Source organism: Flavobacterium galactosi (genome assembly GCF_048158585.1).
In the GTDB taxonomy this organism is placed as follows: Bacteria; Bacteroidota; Bacteroidia; order Flavobacteriales; family Flavobacteriaceae; genus Flavobacterium; species Flavobacterium galactosi.
On sequence record NZ_JBLNKV010000003.1, the window covers coordinates 86649 to 102516 of the forward strand.

Annotated in this window: 14 protein-coding genes; 4 read left to right on the forward strand and 10 right to left on the reverse strand. The window is 34.6% G+C overall.

From position 1 onward, the window contains the following. Positions 1-9 precede the first annotated feature (9 nt). From ACM55M_RS07110 to ACM55M_RS07120, 3 genes are all read right to left on the reverse strand, one after another. The gene (locus tag ACM55M_RS07110; RefSeq protein ID WP_416856877.1) at positions 10-648 is read right to left on the reverse strand and encodes a peroxiredoxin; all 639 of its coding nucleotides are present in this window, start codon (positions 646-648) and stop codon (positions 10-12) included. 257 nt (positions 649-905) lie between these two features. Further along, a complete protein-coding gene (locus ACM55M_RS07115) occupies positions 906-2132 on the reverse strand; it encodes an MFS transporter (RefSeq protein ID WP_416856878.1) in 1227 nt (408 codons plus the stop codon). A 25-nt stretch (positions 2133-2157) separates the two neighbouring features. Continuing rightward, positions 2158-3069, reverse strand: coding sequence for an AEC family transporter (locus ACM55M_RS07120; protein WP_416856879.1), 912 nt, complete (start codon positions 3067-3069; stop codon positions 2158-2160). 272 nt (positions 3070-3341) lie between these two features. Here ACM55M_RS07120 and meaB point away from each other — a divergent pair, with 272 nt between their 5' ends. Beyond that, on the forward strand, positions 3342-4430 hold the full coding sequence (gene meaB, locus ACM55M_RS07125; RefSeq protein WP_416856880.1) for a methylmalonyl Co-A mutase-associated GTPase MeaB: 1089 nt from the start codon (positions 3342-3344) through the stop codon (positions 4428-4430). A 2-nt stretch (positions 4431-4432) separates the two neighbouring features. Here the strand turns inward: meaB and ACM55M_RS07130 are convergent, their stop codons facing one another. From ACM55M_RS07130 to ACM55M_RS07140, 3 genes are all read right to left on the reverse strand, one after another. Further along, a complete protein-coding gene (locus tag ACM55M_RS07130; protein WP_039110009.1) occupies positions 4433-4663 on the reverse strand; it encodes a hypothetical protein in 231 nt (76 codons plus the stop codon). A gap of 75 nt (positions 4664-4738) precedes the next feature. Continuing rightward, entirely contained in the window at positions 4739-5647 is a 909-nt protein-coding gene (locus ACM55M_RS07135; RefSeq protein WP_416856881.1) for a prohibitin family protein, read from the reverse strand. A gap of 82 nt (positions 5648-5729) precedes the next feature. Beyond that, a complete protein-coding gene (locus ACM55M_RS07140) occupies positions 5730-7109 on the reverse strand; it encodes an MATE family efflux transporter (RefSeq protein WP_416856882.1) in 1380 nt (459 codons plus the stop codon). A gap of 233 nt (positions 7110-7342) precedes the next feature. On the opposite strand from ACM55M_RS07140, the gene ACM55M_RS07145 reads away from it, so the two are divergent. Next, positions 7343-7894, forward strand: coding sequence for a hypothetical protein (locus ACM55M_RS07145; protein ID WP_416856883.1), 552 nt, complete (start codon positions 7343-7345; stop codon positions 7892-7894). 33 nt (positions 7895-7927) lie between these two features. On the opposite strand, the gene ACM55M_RS07150 is transcribed toward ACM55M_RS07145, so the two are convergent. The 3 genes from ACM55M_RS07150 to ACM55M_RS07160 all read right to left on the reverse strand — a co-directional run bounded on the left by ACM55M_RS07150 (position 7928) and on the right by ACM55M_RS07160 (position 12319). After that, positions 7928-9712 (reverse strand): cytochrome-c peroxidase, encoded by a 1785-nt coding sequence (locus ACM55M_RS07150; protein WP_416856884.1) that lies wholly within the window; start codon positions 9710-9712, stop codon positions 7928-7930. Between the two features lie 89 nt (positions 9713-9801). After that, positions 9802-11250, reverse strand: coding sequence for a PhoX family protein (locus ACM55M_RS07155; protein WP_416856885.1), 1449 nt, complete (start codon positions 11248-11250; stop codon positions 9802-9804). 187 nt (positions 11251-11437) lie between these two features. After that, positions 11438-12319 carry a PPK2 family polyphosphate kinase gene (locus tag ACM55M_RS07160; protein WP_416856886.1) on the reverse strand — a complete coding sequence of 294 codons (882 nt, stop codon included), beginning with the start codon at positions 12317-12319 and terminating at the stop codon, positions 11438-11440. Positions 12320-12514: 195 nt separating this feature from the next. Between ACM55M_RS07160 and ACM55M_RS07165 the strand changes: the two genes are divergently transcribed. Together ACM55M_RS07165 and ACM55M_RS07170 are read left to right on the forward strand one after the other, a co-directional pair. Then, positions 12515-13336, forward strand: coding sequence for a DUF6929 family protein (locus ACM55M_RS07165; RefSeq protein WP_416856887.1), 822 nt, complete (start codon positions 12515-12517; stop codon positions 13334-13336). A gap of 149 nt (positions 13337-13485) precedes the next feature. Beyond that, positions 13486-14202, forward strand: coding sequence for a 3-ketoacyl-ACP reductase (locus tag ACM55M_RS07170; RefSeq protein WP_039110013.1), 717 nt, complete (start codon positions 13486-13488; stop codon positions 14200-14202). Between the two features lie 219 nt (positions 14203-14421). On the opposite strand, the gene mtaB is transcribed toward ACM55M_RS07170, so the two are convergent. After that, positions 14422-15750, reverse strand: a complete 1329-nt coding sequence (gene mtaB, locus ACM55M_RS07175) for a tRNA (N(6)-L-threonylcarbamoyladenosine(37)-C(2))-methylthiotransferase MtaB (RefSeq protein ID WP_416856888.1) — start codon at positions 15748-15750, stop codon at positions 14422-14424. Positions 15751-15868 lie beyond the last annotated feature (118 nt).

A 15868-nucleotide genomic window follows, 5' to 3' on the forward strand; every position in this document is an offset into this window, starting at 1 on the left:
GAAAAATAATTACTTATTAGGTTGCGGAGTCATTCTTAAATACGGTTTCACTCTTTCATATCCTTTTGGAAATTTAGCGGCAATATCTTCATCTTTAACCGCTGTTGAAATAACCACTTTTTCTCCATCTTTCCAGTTTGCGGGTGTTGCCACGCTGTAATTTGCTGTCAACTGCAAACTATCAATTACACGCAGTAATTCATCAAAATTTCTACCGGTTGAAGCGGGATAAGTCAAGGTTAATTTTATTTTTTTGTCAGGTCCAATTATAAAAACCGAGCGAACTGTAAAACTTTCATTCGCATTGGGATGAATCATATCATACAATTCTGCTATATGCTTGTCTTCATCGGCTATAATAGGAAAGTTAACTGTCGTGTTTTGCGTTTCATTGATGTCTTTAATCCATTCCTTATGAGAATCTAATCCATCCACGCTCAATGCGATTACTTTTACATTTCTCTTTACAAATTCAGGATAATAATTCGCCACAGTTCCTAATTCAGTGGTACAAACTGGTGTAAAATCCGCTGGATGCGAAAATAATACGCCCCACGAATCGCCTAACCATTCGTGAAATTTTATCTTTCCTTGTGTAGTTTCTGCTTCAAAATCTGGAGCTATATCACCTAATCGTAGTGTTGCCATAATTTTTTATTTTTTTTGATTATTAACAGCCTAAGTTATTGAATTAAGAGTAATAAAAATTAAAACAAATCTTAAAGTTGTACTAAAAAATTAACAGGATAAAGCTGTTGATTATTCTCCGTTACAAAAAAAAAATCTCGCGACCAAAATCCCTAGCCCCGATAAAAGTGGAAATCCTTTATGGCAGTAAATCCTGAAAGGTTTACTGCCATAAAGATTGCAACGGATAGCGGGAAAAAGCTCCAAAAAAAAACAGTTTAAGAAGGATTATTCTTTTTCATATTGGGTAAGAAATAAGTAAAAACGCCAATCAGCGGCAGAAAAGAGCTTATTTTATAGACATATTCAATACTGGTTTGATCTGCGACATAACCCAGAATCGCCGAGCCTAAACCTCCCATTCCAAAGGCAAAACCGAAAAACAGTCCCGAAATCATTCCAACTTTCCCCGGCATTAATTCTTGTGCAAAAACTAAAATCGCTGAAAACGCCGAAGCGATAACAATTCCGATAATAACCGCTAATACTCCTGTCCAAAATAGATCAGCATAAGGCAATAACAAAGTGAATGGCGCTGCTCCAAGTATCGAAATCCAAATAATATACTTTCTGCCAAAACGGTCTCCCAAAGGCCCACCAATCAAAGTCCCTGCTGCTACCGAAGCTAAAAACATAAATAAATAAAACTGCGATTCCTGTATGGTCAATGCAAATTTATCCATTAGATAAAAAGTATAATAACTGGACATACTCGCCATGTAGAAAAACTTGGAAAATATCAACAACAATAAAACTGCCAATGCGGTATTAATTTTTCTTTTGGACAGCGATACAACAGTATCTTCCGGAGCTATTTTTTTTGCAGCGCGAAGATTCAAATGATTTTGATACCAAAGTGCAATTCGAGATAAAATAATGATTCCTAAAATACCCACAATCACGAACCATATTATATTTGACTGGCCAAAAGGAGCCACAACCAACGCAACTAATAAAGGTCCTATCGCACTTCCTGAATTTCCTCCCAATTGGAAAATAGATTGTGCCAAACCTCTCTTTCCTCCCGAGCCTAAATAAGCCACACGAGATGCTTCCGGATGAAAGATAGAAGACCCGATTCCGACAAATGCAACGGAGACCAACAACATCCAAAAAGAAGTTGAAATCGATAAAAATCCTAGTCCGGTGATGGTAAATAACATCGCAATTACTAAAGAATACGGTTTGGGATATTTATCGGTATAAAAACCGATGAAAGGCTGCAGGATAGAAGCTGTAAGTTGGAAAACGAAGGTTATCAAGCCAATTTGAGTAAAAGTAAGGTTGAAATTTTCTTTTAATATTGGATAAGTTGCCGGAATAACGGATTGCATTAAATCATTTAACAAATGAGCAAAAGCAATTGAAAATAATACCGAATAAACTGTTTTTTGAACAATTGGCGTGCTGAGAGTCTGTGATGCTGTTGCTGAAGAAATATTCATATTCTAATAATAAAGGGTGTGAAAATTAAATAAACTGTGCCACGAAATACCAAAATACTAAAGTTACGAATGACAATGGTATTCCAAAACCAATCATCATACTGCTCAATCTGGGTTTTAAACCGTGGGTTGTAGCCAAAATACTCGCTGTAATCATTGGAGCCATCGCAGCTTCCATAATAGAGACTTGAATCGTTTTGGAATTTTGATTCAAAATCACAACATACAATAAATAGATTAAAGCCGGCGTCACTATTAATTTGTACAAAAGTCCTAATCCTAGGAATTTCCAATGTTTACTTTTTCTATCAAATCGCAATTGCAATCCTACAGAAAGCATGGCTAAGGGAGTCATTACACTTCCCACTTTTTGTAAACCAAACTGAATATATTCGTGAAAATCAAAATCGAATACATTCATCAAACAAGCCAACAGAAAAGTGATAAATGGCGGGAAGAACAGTATTTTTTTTGCGATATGAAATCCGCTGGGACTTCCACTGGAGAATAATGTAGCCACAAGAATCCCTAATGTTGAAAGCACGACGAAGGTACCTGGCTGATCTACCAGAATCGCGGTTTTTAATCCTTCTTCACCATATAAAGCTTGGATAATTGGAAAACCTAAAAAAGAAGTATTTCCCAAACCGGCAGTTATAATCAAACAACCTGTAAGTTTTTTTGACCATCCGAATCTATTTCCTAAAAAGCTAAAAAACAAATATGAAACTGTAAAACCAATCCAGGTTACCCCAATAGGAAACAACAGCTTATTATCCCATTCTATTTTCGGAATATAATACAGGGCCAAAGCAGGAAGACAAATGTAAATGACTACATTATTTAATATCTTGTACGTATTGCCTGGGAAACGTTTCACCTTTTGCAATGCGATTCCAAGAAATAAACAAACGAAAATTAAGAGAATGTTATTCATAGTGTAGAATTGAATGCAAAAATACCATTTAAATTTATTTAGAAAAAAAGGAAATCATCATTATGAGTTTCTCATTATGTTAAAAAAATAAAAAACTTGCTTATTTAGCAGTTGTTATTGCTGATGAAGCGGAAAATCCAAAACACCATCAAGTACGTTTTACAGCAGCGTATTAATTAGTACCAATAATTTTAAACAAAACAGTTTCATATGGCAATCGCTTTTTGAAACTGTTTTTGTTTTCACTACTTTTACTTTTCAAATAAATCGTTTTGTCGAATAAAAAACAGCATCCTAGCGCCTTACACGAAAAACCTGGAATTTCTGCCCCAGAAATTATCAGTCCAATCGCTGTTGCGCACATTAAAAAATTTAGAAAAATTCAACCTTCTCCAAAAGAATTGGTCGAAGGGATTTTAGCAGGAAATATAACGGCGCTGAGTCGGGGAATTACGTTAGTTGAAAGTACGAATAGCGATCATTTGGCGAAAGCCAACGAAGTAATCAATGCTTGTTTACCTCATGCTGGTAAATCCGTAAGAATAGGAATAACTGGAGTTCCCGGCGTAGGTAAAAGCACCTTTATTGAAGCTTTCGGAAAATACTTAACGGGTTTAGGGAAAAAAGTGGCTGTTCTCACCGTTGATCCCAGTAGCACCATTTCGCATGGAAGCATTTTGGGCGACAAAACCCGAATGGAAGAATTAGTTAAAGATGAAAATGCTTTTATTCGTCCTTCTGCATCAGGAGAAACATTGGGTGGTGTTGCCCGAAAAACCAGGGAAACGATTACGCTTTGTGAAGCTTCTGGGTTTGACACTATTATTATTGAGACTGTGGGAGTTGGTCAAAGCGAGACTGCGGTTCACAGTATGGTGGATTTCTTTTTACTGCTGAAGATTTCTGGTGCCGGTGATGAATTGCAAGGCATCAAACGCGGCATTATGGAAATGGCAGATGCTATTGTAATCAACAAAGCCGATGGCGATAACATTAGAAAAGCCAACTTAGCTAAAATAGAATTCAATAGGGCACTGCATCTTTTTCCCACTAAAAAATCAGGTTGGATTCCTATCACTTCAACTTGTAGTGCGCTAACACAGCATGGAATTAATGATGTATGGAAAACTATTGAGCAATTTCTGAAACTGACAAAAGAGAACAATTATTTCTTTGAAAAGCGAAAAGAACAAAACCAATATTGGATGTTAGAAACAATCAACGAGCAGTTGACATTGAATTTTTACAATCATCCTGAAATTCAACAATTATTGGATTCAACCAAAAAAGCGGTGCAAAATGATGAGATTTCACCCTTTGCAGCCGCTCAGCTATTATTGGAAACTTATTTTAAAAAATAAACTTACTCTTTTTCGTAACGTTCCATTTCTCTGTCATAAAATTCATTTGCAAGAACAATCAAACCTTCCATTTCGGCATTTAATTCCCCTTCATCAAGATCTTCGGCTTCTTCCATGAATTCTACCTCATCATCTTTCAGATTAATGATAAATCTTGGATAATCTAGATGTATGATGAAAATATCTTCGGGAAAATCAGTGTTGTCGCCTAGTAAAAATTTTGGTAATTCCATTTTTTTATGTTTAATCGGTTAATCGTTATTTTGGTTATTCGATTAAATAAATAACCGGATAAACTTTTTTAAAATCTATTTATCAGAAAGAATCACTGGAGCATTCCCTCTACCATTCATAAAGATGATTTTAGTATTAGGAGAAGCTGCTAGTTCTTTTTGTGCTTTTATTTGTTCGTATTGCAATTGTTTATCTGATAAACCAGTTGAAATTATTCTTTGATAATCAGCAATACCTTGTGCTTCCACCCTTTTTCTCTCGGCTTCCTGTTTTTCTTTTTGGAGTACAAAAGTCATCTTTTGAGCATCTTGTTCGGCATTTATTTTACTTTCAATAGATGCTTTTACTGATGTGGGAAGATTAATATTTCTAATCAACAATTGTTCTAAAACTAATCCTCTACTTTTAAAATCAGCTTCGATAGTTTTGAAAATTCGTTGTTGAAACTCATTTCTTTTGGTAGAATATAAAGCAACTGCATCATAATAAACCGCGTTATCCCGAATACGGGTTCGTGTTACGGGGCGAACAATTTTATCCGAATAATTGACGCCAATCTGTTTAAAAATTTTGGGTGCTGATTCTGGTGAAACACGGAATAAAACCGTTAAATCAATAACTACTTCCAGTCCGTCATTTGATAAAACACGAATCGCATCATCCCCTTCCTGAGCCCCTTCACCATGTACTGCTGACATCGTGTAATTTTGGGTCTGAATATCAAACTCGGTTACATCCAATAATGGATTTATTAAATGGAGACCACTTTCCAAAACATCAGGTTGCACACTTCCGTACAGCGATTGAACGCCCACTTTTCCCGCATCAATTTGTTTGAACATCGAAGAAAAAAGCCCTAAAGCAATTACTAAAACGCCAATAATTTTTAGAACATTTGCGAATTTTGAAAACGGATTTACATTATTTTTTAATGAAAAACTTGTAATCAATAAAATTATTCCAAGAATAATAAATAGTATCATTTTTTTTATTTGGTTGGTTAGATTTTGTTTGTATGCTTGTTATACGAGGAACGAAAGTAGAAGTTACATTGTAAGCCCATTATTATTTATGATTCTTTAAAACTAATTTTCTTGTTAATCTCGCAAAGCGAATATACAAAAATAAAGCGGCAGCTGTTAATCCCGCCAAAAGTCCAATCCAGATTCCTACTGCTTGCAAAGAAGTATATTTTCCTAGATAATAAGAAATAGGAAAACCGATAACCCAATACGCAACAAAAGTAATATACATAGGGATTTTTACATCTTGCAAACCTCTTAAAGCACCTAAAACTACCACTTGAATACCATCTGAAATTTGAAAAACTGCTGCTACCAAAAGTAGTTTAGCTGTTATTATAATTATTTCATTATTATCTAATACCTGTGCCGAATCCGTCATATTCAAAAATAAGTGTGGCAAAAAATTATGGAAAACAACAAAAACAATCCCGAAAAGTGTTTCCAGCATAATTGCTAATAAAAAAATAGAGCGGGCAACAATTATCAAATTTTTATAATCATTCATTCCTTTGGTATGACTCACTCTAATCATCGCAGTAACACTTAAACCCATGGCTACCATAAATGTTGATGAAGCAAGAGTCAGTGCTATTTGATTGGCAGCCTGACTATTTTTTCCCAAAGAACCTGAAAGCCATATTGCCGCAGTAAATAAAGTGACTTCAAACAGCATTTGCATCGCTGAAGGCAAACCCAGATTGATGATCTTTTTCAAAACTGATTTTCGTATTTCTTTGAAACTAAAATTCTTGAAATAACGTTTCAATGCCTCATTTCTCTTCATAAGATAATGCATAAAAACCACCATCATAATTCTTGAAATTACCGTTCCTAAGGCTGCACCTAGAATTCCTAGTTTAGGAAAAATCCAAAATCCATAAATCAGCACATAATTAAAAAACACATGCACCACATTTGCCATAAAAATAGCATACATCGAATATTTTGTTTTCGCTAAACCATCGGCAAATTGTTTGTATCCTTGATACATTATAACCGGAATTAAAGAAAAAGCCACCCAATCAATATAAGGAGCAGCCATATCAGCCACTACTTTGGGCTGGTGCATCAAGTACATTATTTGTTTAGACAATACCGTCAAAATGAATAACGCTACGCCTAAAACCGTACACAGCAATAATCCATGGTGAAAAGTAGTTCGGATTTTTTTATCGTCTTTTTCGGCATCAGCCTCGGCTGTCAATGGGGTTATAGCTGTAGAAAAACCTATTCCTAAAGATAATGCAATGAAGATAAAACTGTTACCAAGGGAAACAGCAGCTAACTCAGTAGAACCAAGATTACCCACCATGAAATTATCTACAATTCCTATTAATGTATGACCGAGCATTCCCAAAATTACAGGATATGCTAATTTTATATTATAAGAAAACTCTTTGGTATATTGAGATAAATTCACTTTCTGTTTTTTTGTTGGCAAAGATAATTAGAAGGTTTCAATTGTATTGATACTATTGCAAATTAAAGCCTCTTGATTAGTTGTTTTTTAAACATAACAAGGAATTCTATAACAAAACCGATTAATTCTATAACATTCCGAGCAATTACGCGCTTTACATTTGTAACGTTGTTTTGAATCAAATAAAAATCAAGACAGCACCAAAGAAAATTATTAATAAAAAAATTACAATTATGAAAAGCACAGGAAAAATCAAAATGTTATTTGTATTCGCAATAGCAATGATGTTTGCTAGCAATGTACAAGCACAAGAAACTAAAGAAGCGACAAATTATGACCAAGGATTCCGTTTAGGATTTGGTGTAAATGCAGGATACTCCGTTAGTGATCCATACAAATTGGCATTAGGAGCTGATGCAAGAGTTCAATACGATTTGTCAAAAAGATACTCTTTAACTTTGACAACTGGTTATACGAACTTATTTGTAAGTAAAGCAGACGGTAATGATTTAGGATTTATCCCAGCTAAAGCAGGTTTTAAAGCTTTCGTATGGAATGACCAATTTTATGTAATGGGAGAAGCAGGGGCAGCTTTTGCAGTAAGCAATGGTAACAACAAAACGTCTCTATTATTATCACCTAGTATTGGTTATGCTTCAAAATACATTGATGTATCATTGCATTATGAGCACTATTCTGACTTTGCAAAAGTAAACAACAACGGTTCCATAGGAAAAGGTGTTGGACAGGTAGGAGTTCGTTTAGCTTATGGTTTTGAGCTATAAAACATATATTCTTTAAAAAAATGCCCTGAAATTTCAGGGCATTTTTTGTTTATAAAACTTTTTATCCGTTAAAGTCTTCATAAAGACAATAAGTTGCTGTTTTTCCAAGTCTGTTAAATTCAGTTTATCCTCAGGCAAAGTTTGATTTGGCAAATTAAACCCCAATCCATTTCCACCACCTTCATTGTAAAAATCAATTACTTCTTCCAAAGTTTTAAAAACACCATTGTGCATATAAGGAGCTGTTAAGGCAACATTCCTCAAAGTAGGTGTCTTGAAAGAATTCCTGTTAATTTCAGCTTTCGTCAATTCGAATTTTCCTAAATCAGCATCCATTTTTTTAGTTTCATCAGGAACACCCAATACTTCACTTTCGGATTTTACAAAACTAGGAGGTACTGTTCCGTTAGTTAATGGAATAAAATGACAGGTGGCACATTTTGCTTTTCCTGCAAAGAGATTGAATCCTGCAATTTCATCCAAATCAAACGTTTCATTTCCCCGCATGTATTCATCAAATTTTGAATCATAATCACTCAAAGAACGGATATAAGAGGCTAATGCATTTTTAATCGCAAATTCATCAATTGCGGTTTTTGGAAATGCTTTTTTGAATTTAGTAACATAACTCGCCTCTTTTTTTAAAGCCAAAACTGACTTTTTCAAAGAGCCGTGCATTTCATTTTCATTCGTAATTACAGCTACAGCTTGGTCTTCCAGATAAGTAACTCTGGAATCTGAAAAGAAAACACGTTGAAAAGCGATATTAGACAGTGTTGGCGTATTTCTTTTAACCAACGATTGTCCATCTAATGAAACTGCTTTTTCTAATCCATCGGTAAAAGCTTTCTCAGCATGATGACAGGAAGCACAAGAACGCGAATTATTTCCGGACAAAATGGGATCGTTGAACAATAATTTCCCTAACTCAATTTTTTCCGGAGTAGTTTCATAATCTGGAAATGCGGAAAACGCTTCGGCATCAAAAACATTTTTATCAAAAAGTGTCTGGGCAGTTGTTTTTAATCCTCTCGTTTCTTTAATCAAAGGAATTTTCAAATCCATTTGAGTCTTATACAAACCTTTACTTAACGGGTTTAAAAAATTTCGAATAAAAACGGCTCGGTCAAATTCATTAAACTTGGTATTCTTTTTCAAATATTCTTTCCCTTCTTCAATCGTTTTTAAAACTAAAGTAGAAGTAGATTCATCTAAATTGTCAACATAAATTTGATAATATTTTTCGATACATTCTAATGATGATACTGCTTCTGGAATGGAGTTTTGAGCAATTGGAGAATCAAATCCGGTAATTCCCAAAGTAATTATCCTAAAAACTTCTAAACGCATCGCATCAAAAACATGAGAATCCGTTAATTCATTCGTTTGCGAAACTTTATCCAATCGTTTTAAATTAGCAGAAAGGATTCCTATTTCTTTTAGCAGTTCCTCTTTTAATCGATAGTCATACCTTGGAAAAAGCAATTCTTCAATTACTTGAAATCCTTCGGGAGGAAGAGTTTTTCCTTCATCTTCTTCAAATTCATCTAATGCGGGTCCATTAATCGCTTTAGAAACAACAGGAAAATAATATTCACTAATCATTTCTACTGTTTTATAGCTTTTATGCGCTTCCAAAAATTGCTTTTGAATTTGCGCCGAAATCGAATCTGATTTCACCAAGAGTTCCAATCGAGAAACATCTTGAATCAGGACCTGAATATCTGATTGAAATAAATCATTTATTTTTTCGCTTTTGGGTTGGTTTTCACAAGAGAAAAGGAGCATCAATGGTAAAAGAAAAAAGAAATTTTTCATAAGAAATTTTAAAAATGAGGAGAAAAGCAAAAACCACGATTCCTAATAAGAAACCGTGGATTTATGCAACTATTTAATTTAGAGATAAATTATCTGGCAAGTCCTTTGATAATTACAATTTGACTGGCTTGATCTTCATTTGGACGATTTGTTCCACCATCAACTCCTTTATATTTTGTTCCTCTCCAAGTATGCGGTTGAACACTTAATAAAAAGGTATCGTCAATTCCTACTTGTTCCGATACGTCAATTAATGCTCCATATTCCCAATCTCCAAATTTACTTGTTCCTCCTACATTATATTTTGCAGCATCAGTCGCATCACGACGTTGATCTAACTCTACGACAACTTTTAATGCCTTGGTAGCAATATTATATTGATAAATGTAACCGTCATGGGTTTCGTCTCCATATCCATTAGCGTCTTCTTGCACATATACATAGTTTTTTGTCACGCAAATATTATCTGGATTTTGAAATTTTCCGGCAATTCCACTACGATCATCACCATCAAGGATTACTTGTAAAGTTCCCGTTAAAGGATTTGCAGCGTCTAAATTCAATTTGTAAACTCTACCATATTTCGTTCTAGAAGCATCCGCATTATTTCCTGTAGTAGCTTGTCCTGTAACATTAAAGTAGATTTCACGGTCTGCAGCATCCCCTCCTTTTTTGTAATCTAGATCTTCTACTCTACCAAATTTAATCGCTTTTAACGTATTTACTGATGCGTTAATTTGAGCCCCGGTCATTGTAGCATGATTCTCGATTTTTACAAACGAAACAGCATACGTTTGACCTACAGCCATATCTTTTTCTCTTTGATTGTCATCTGTTCTTTTCATCATATATAAAGAACCATTTGCTAAATCACCAACAGTGTTTGAAACATACATAAATACCTGACCTCCATAAGTTCCAGAATCATCATCACCTATTACAACAACAGTTTTTCCTGTAAAAGCAGTCTTTCTCAAAGGCAAAGCATTCTCTGCGCTTAATCTTCCTAAACCGGATAATTCTTTAGAAACAGCTGCTGACCCAACATCTCCATAAGGGTTTAAAGCATGGGTACGAGATTCTTCACCTGATTCACCAGAAGTTAAATAAAGTGGTCCAAAGCCATGTTCAGCAACAGTTGCCATAGTAGCACCGCACAATCTCCAAGTTCCTCCATTAGAATTCAACAAATATTCACCTTTTGTAGGTTTGAATGTTTTGTCTAATGTAATTCTGGAAACCGCAAAATTATCTTCTTGATTAACTAAAAAGGTAAAAGTCCCATCAGCATTTTTCAACAATCCTGATCCATCAGCTGAACCACCAAAAACATAATTTGGACTACCTGTCAAAACATCATCTGAAGTGATGAGTGAAAAAAGTTCCAAGCTTTCAAAACCTGCTTGCTTTTTTAATAAAACTGGAGTTACAGATTGATTTGCTAAAACTACATCAGTAGTTTCTTTCGAAGATTTAGCATCATTCTCACAAGAGATTAATGAGGCTAAAAATAACATTGGTAAAATAATTCTTTTCATCTTGGTCGTTAGTTTTAAATTCAAGACAAAGAAATGCACTGAATTTTAACTTCAAATGAACTGAATATTAACAAAAAGCCAAGAGTTAACTCGGCTTTCCAACTCTAAAAAACAATAAATTTACATATTAACGGTAAAGTAATACAATGATAAACTTGAAATAACTTCCACGAGAAAATCATTCAAACTATTTCTCTTTCTTCAGCATTTCTTTATACATTTCAATATTTTTCCTGATTTTTTCATCCATTTCAGGTTCTTTAATATCAGTGTGTTTTTGCATTTCTTCCCAAATAATTTTGGCAACGATATAACGGGCCATTTCTTTATCATCGGCTGGAATAACGTACCAAGGCGCATAATCAGTAGATGTTTTATTGATTGCCTCTTCGTAATAATTCATATAATCATCCCAACGTTCTCTTTCTTTCAAATCACCTGTTGAGAATTTCCAGTTGTGTTTTTGTTCTTCCAGTCGGCGCAACAAGCGTTGTCTTTGTTCTTCTTTACTCATATGCAAAAAGAATTTCAGCATAATCGTTCCATTTTGAGTAATGTGCTTCTCAAAATTATTGATTTGCTCCATTCTATTTTCCCAAAATGGCGGAGTAATATCAGCTACTTTATCGATTCCCGGTAAATTTTCATTCATAATATATTCCGGATGCACTCTGGTAACCAAAACATTTTCATAATGCGATCTGTTAAAAACCGTAAACTTGCCTTTTTCAGGTAAAACCAAATAATGTCTCCACAAATAATCATGCTCCAACTCGTTTGAATTCGGCGTTTTAAAACTATGCACCACCACACCGCGCGAGTTAAATTCCTTAAAAACTTCCCGAATCATACTGTCCTTTCCCGATGTATCCATGCCTTGCAGACACACCAAAACGCCATAGCGATTGTGTGCATACATCACATCCTGTAGCTCACTCAATTTCACTTGCACCTTCTCCAGTTTCTCTTCTTTATCGTCGTCATCGGCTTTGCTAAACAAGTTCGTAGGGATTTTAGACAATTCAATATTGTCAATCACTTTAAAATCATCGGGATTTATAGACTTCATAGGAAATATTTTATCTTTGCCTCTCAAATATAAGAAATATTAAGGATTAATCCTGATGAATTTTAGGAACTATTTCCTGCTATACACTTGTATCTTTCTAGTCCTGAACTTGTTTCAGGATCCTGAAACAAGTTCAGGACTAGAAAGGATACCTCTTCCATCAGGGCTAGGGCACTTATTTCCAAAATAAACTATATGCTACAATTTCAACTCGAATTACTATTTCAAATCAACGGAATCGGTTCCTCCTCAGGTCTCATTCACCAAGACAATTCCTTATTTATAATCTCTGACAACAGCTCCTTTCTTTACAAATACAACATCAAAGAAAAAGAACTCCATAAAATAAAGCTCTTCGAAAACAGTCAGGAAAACATTCCTAAAAAAGACAAATTCGATTTTGAATCCATAACCAAAAAAGGGAATAAATTCTATATTTTTGGTTCTGGTTCCACTTCTAATAGAAACAAACGCATCAGTTACGATTTTACTTCTACAGCAATAGAAGACAAAGATTTATCGGCAATTTATGGAAAACTAAAAGAAACTGCTTCTATTTCGGATGCAGATTTGAACATAGAAGGGGCGCTATTTCATAACGAAAAATGGCATTTATTTCAACGAGGAAATGGAGCACAATCCAAAAACGGTATTTTTATTTTAAACAAAGAAGGAAATTACATTCGCTTTTTCCCAATCCCATTGCCAAAAATCCAAAACATCGAAGCTACCTTCACCGATGCCATTCTCGTGGACGATAAAATCTATTTCTTGGCAGCAGTAGAAAATACGACCTCAACATATGAGGATGGAGAAGTATTTGGAAGTTTCATAGGCGCATTGGCATTAGATACTTTCGAAGTTGCATTTACCCAAAAAATTTCCGAAACCCACAAATTCGAAGGATTAACTTTATATACGCATTCAAAAGAAAAAATAGAATTCCTGCTCTGTGAAGATAAGGACACCGAAGCTTTGGAAACCGATATTTATAAATTGACTTTAGATTTAAAATAAAAGTCAATCAGATAAAAAAGTATTCGTTTCAGCCAAAATAATATAACGTTAAATTTAGATTAAATAGAAAACCAAAATAGATTTCAAATTTAAAACGAGGTACTTTTACATTAAACTAAGCCTTTTATTGGCCTAAAACAATTCATAAAATGACAGACTTAAAAAATAAAAACGCTCTAATCACAGGAGCTGGAAAAGGAATTGGAAAAGCTATCGCTTTGGCCTTAGCCAAAGAAGGCGTAAATATAATTTTGGTAGCAAGAACACAAGAAGAAATAGACAGTGTAGCGGCAAAAGTGCGTTCTTTAAGAGTAAAAGCACTGGCAATAACCGCTGATGTTGCTGATATCAATTCGGTAAACGCTGCCGTTGAAAAGGCATTAGCCGAATTTGGAACCATTGATATTTTAATCAACAATGCCGGAATAGCTGCTTTTGGTAAATTTCTCGAATTGGAACCAGCCGCTTGGGAACGCATTATCCAGGTAAACTTAATGGGAACCTATTATGTGACACGCGCCGTTTTGCCAAATATGATTGAAAGACAAACGGGTGACATCATCAACATTTCTTCAACGGCAGGATTAAGCGGAAATGCTTTGACAAGTGCCTACAGTGCTTCAAAATTTGCTGTTTTAGGATTGACTGAATCGTTGATGCAAGAAGTTCGCAAACATAATATTCGTGTGACGGCATTAACACCAAGCACTGTTGCTACAGATATGGCCAAAGAATTAAACTTGACAGACGGGAATCCTGATAAAGTCATGCAAGCGGAAGATATGGCCGAATTAATCATCGCACAACTCAAATTAAACCGACGTGTTTTTATAAAAAATAGCAGTATTTGGTCTACGAATCCTTAAAAGTAGTCGAAAGTCAAAAGTCTTAAAGTCGAATGACCAATATCTAATAAAAAACCATTAAGAGATTAAGTTTCATTAGGTTTTGCGCTTAATTTTCTTAATCTCTTAATGGTTTAAAAACTTTCGAGTTATTTATTTAAATCACTCTTAATCTCTTAATCTCTTTGTTTATTAAAGTCTTGGTTAGTGTAAAACTTAAATGCCTTATATGTTTAATAATTAAACCAAAGCCAATATAAAGTCCATTCGAACACTTCCGTCTTCATCGATTTTAGTTAAATTGATTTCATGTAATGTATTTACTAATTCTGGATTCCAAGGTGTTTTTACTTTCACGTAATTTTCGGTAAAACCGTGAATATAACCTTCTTTATTTTCGCTTTCAAACAAAACAGTTCTGTTTGTTCCCAATTGGCTTTCATAAAAAGCACGGCGTTTTTTTACCGATAATCCACGCATCATTTTGCTGCGTTTTGCACGAACATTTCCAGGAACAACACCTGCCATTTCTGCCGCTTCTGTATTATCCCGTTCCGAGTATGTAAAAACATGCAAATACGAAATATCCATATCATTTAGGAAATGATACGTTTCTAAGAAGTGCTCATCTGTTTCACCAGGAAAACCAACAATCACATCTACGCCAATACAAGCCTGTGGCATAACTTCACGAATCTTATTTACTCTTTCGGTATATACTTCGCGTTGGTAACGACGTTTCATTAATTTCAAAATGTCATTGCTACCGGATTGTAACGGAATATGAAAATGCGGTACAAAAGTCCTGCTTTTCGACACAAATTCTATCGTTTCATTTTTTAATAAATTCGGCTCAATGGATGAAATTCGTAATCTTTCGATTCCTTCCACTTTATCTAATTCCTGAACTAATTCCAAGAATGTATGTTCGTGTTTTTTATTTCCAAATTCTCCTTTTCCGTAATCTCCAATATTTACTCCGGTAAGAACAATTTCCTTGATATTTTGTTTCGAAATCTCAGACGCATTTTTCAATACATTTTCCAGTTCATCACTTCTCGAAATTCCTCTTGCTAATGGAATCGTGCAATAGGTACATTTATAATCGCAACCATCTTGTACTTTTAAGAAAGCGCGGGTTCTATCTCCAATGGAGTAACTTCCCACATAGAAATCAGCTTCTGCAATTTCACAAGAATGTACTTCTCCAAAATCATTTTTGGACAAATCATTGATATAATCGGCCAATTTAAATTTTTCAGTTGCACCAAGAACTAAATCTACGCCATCAACAGCTGCTAATTCCTCCGGTTTCAATTGCGCATAACAACCCACCGCCGCGACAAATGCTTTATCATTCAATTTCATTGCTTTCCGCACGACTTGCTTGAACTGCTTATCTGCATTTTCCGTAACGGAACAGGTATTAATCACATACATATCAGCCACTTCCTCAAAATCTACACGATCAAAACCCTCATCTTGAAGATTACGGGCAATCGTTGATGTTTCCGAAAAATTCAATTTGCAACCCAGCGTATAAAAAGCAACTTTTTTTCTGTTTTCCATAAAATAACTCAATTAATGAAATCGTTGTCAAAAAATTGAGTGCGCAAATTTACGAACAAAAATCTATTAATTTTTAGACAATAACCATTTTATTAAAAACTAAATCCGACACTCAGAC

Excerpts from the sequence above, each read along its gene's own strand:
- ACM55M_RS07110 (WP_416856877.1), bottom strand. The coding sequence starts at position 648 with ATGGCAACACTACGATTAGGTGATATAGCTCCAGATTTTGAAGCAGAA.
- ACM55M_RS07115 (WP_416856878.1), bottom strand. The coding sequence starts at position 2,132 with ATGAATATTTCTTCAGCAACAGCATCACAGACTCTCAGCACGCCAATT.
- ACM55M_RS07120 (WP_416856879.1), bottom strand. The coding sequence starts at position 3,069 with ATGAATAACATTCTCTTAATTTTCGTTTGTTTATTTCTTGGAATCGCA.
- ACM55M_RS07130 (WP_039110009.1), bottom strand. The coding sequence starts at position 4,663 with ATGGAATTACCAAAATTTTTACTAGGCGACAACACTGATTTTCCCGAA.
- ACM55M_RS07135 (WP_416856881.1), bottom strand. The coding sequence starts at position 5,647 with ATGATACTATTTATTATTCTTGGAATAATTTTATTGATTACAAGTTTT.
- ACM55M_RS07145 (WP_416856883.1), top strand. The coding sequence starts at position 7,343 with ATGAAAAGCACAGGAAAAATCAAAATGTTATTTGTATTCGCAATAGCA.
- ACM55M_RS07150 (WP_416856884.1), bottom strand. The coding sequence starts at position 9,712 with ATGAAAAATTTCTTTTTTCTTTTACCATTGATGCTCCTTTTCTCTTGT.
- ACM55M_RS07155 (WP_416856885.1), bottom strand. The coding sequence starts at position 11,250 with ATGAAAAGAATTATTTTACCAATGTTATTTTTAGCCTCATTAATCTCT.
- ACM55M_RS07160 (WP_416856886.1), bottom strand. The coding sequence starts at position 12,319 with ATGAAGTCTATAAATCCCGATGATTTTAAAGTGATTGACAATATTGAA.
- ACM55M_RS07165 (WP_416856887.1), top strand. The coding sequence starts at position 12,515 with ATGCTACAATTTCAACTCGAATTACTATTTCAAATCAACGGAATCGGT.
- ACM55M_RS07170 (WP_039110013.1), top strand. The coding sequence starts at position 13,486 with ATGACAGACTTAAAAAATAAAAACGCTCTAATCACAGGAGCTGGAAAA.
- mtaB (WP_416856888.1), bottom strand. The coding sequence starts at position 15,750 with ATGGAAAACAGAAAAAAAGTTGCTTTTTATACGCTGGGTTGCAAATTG.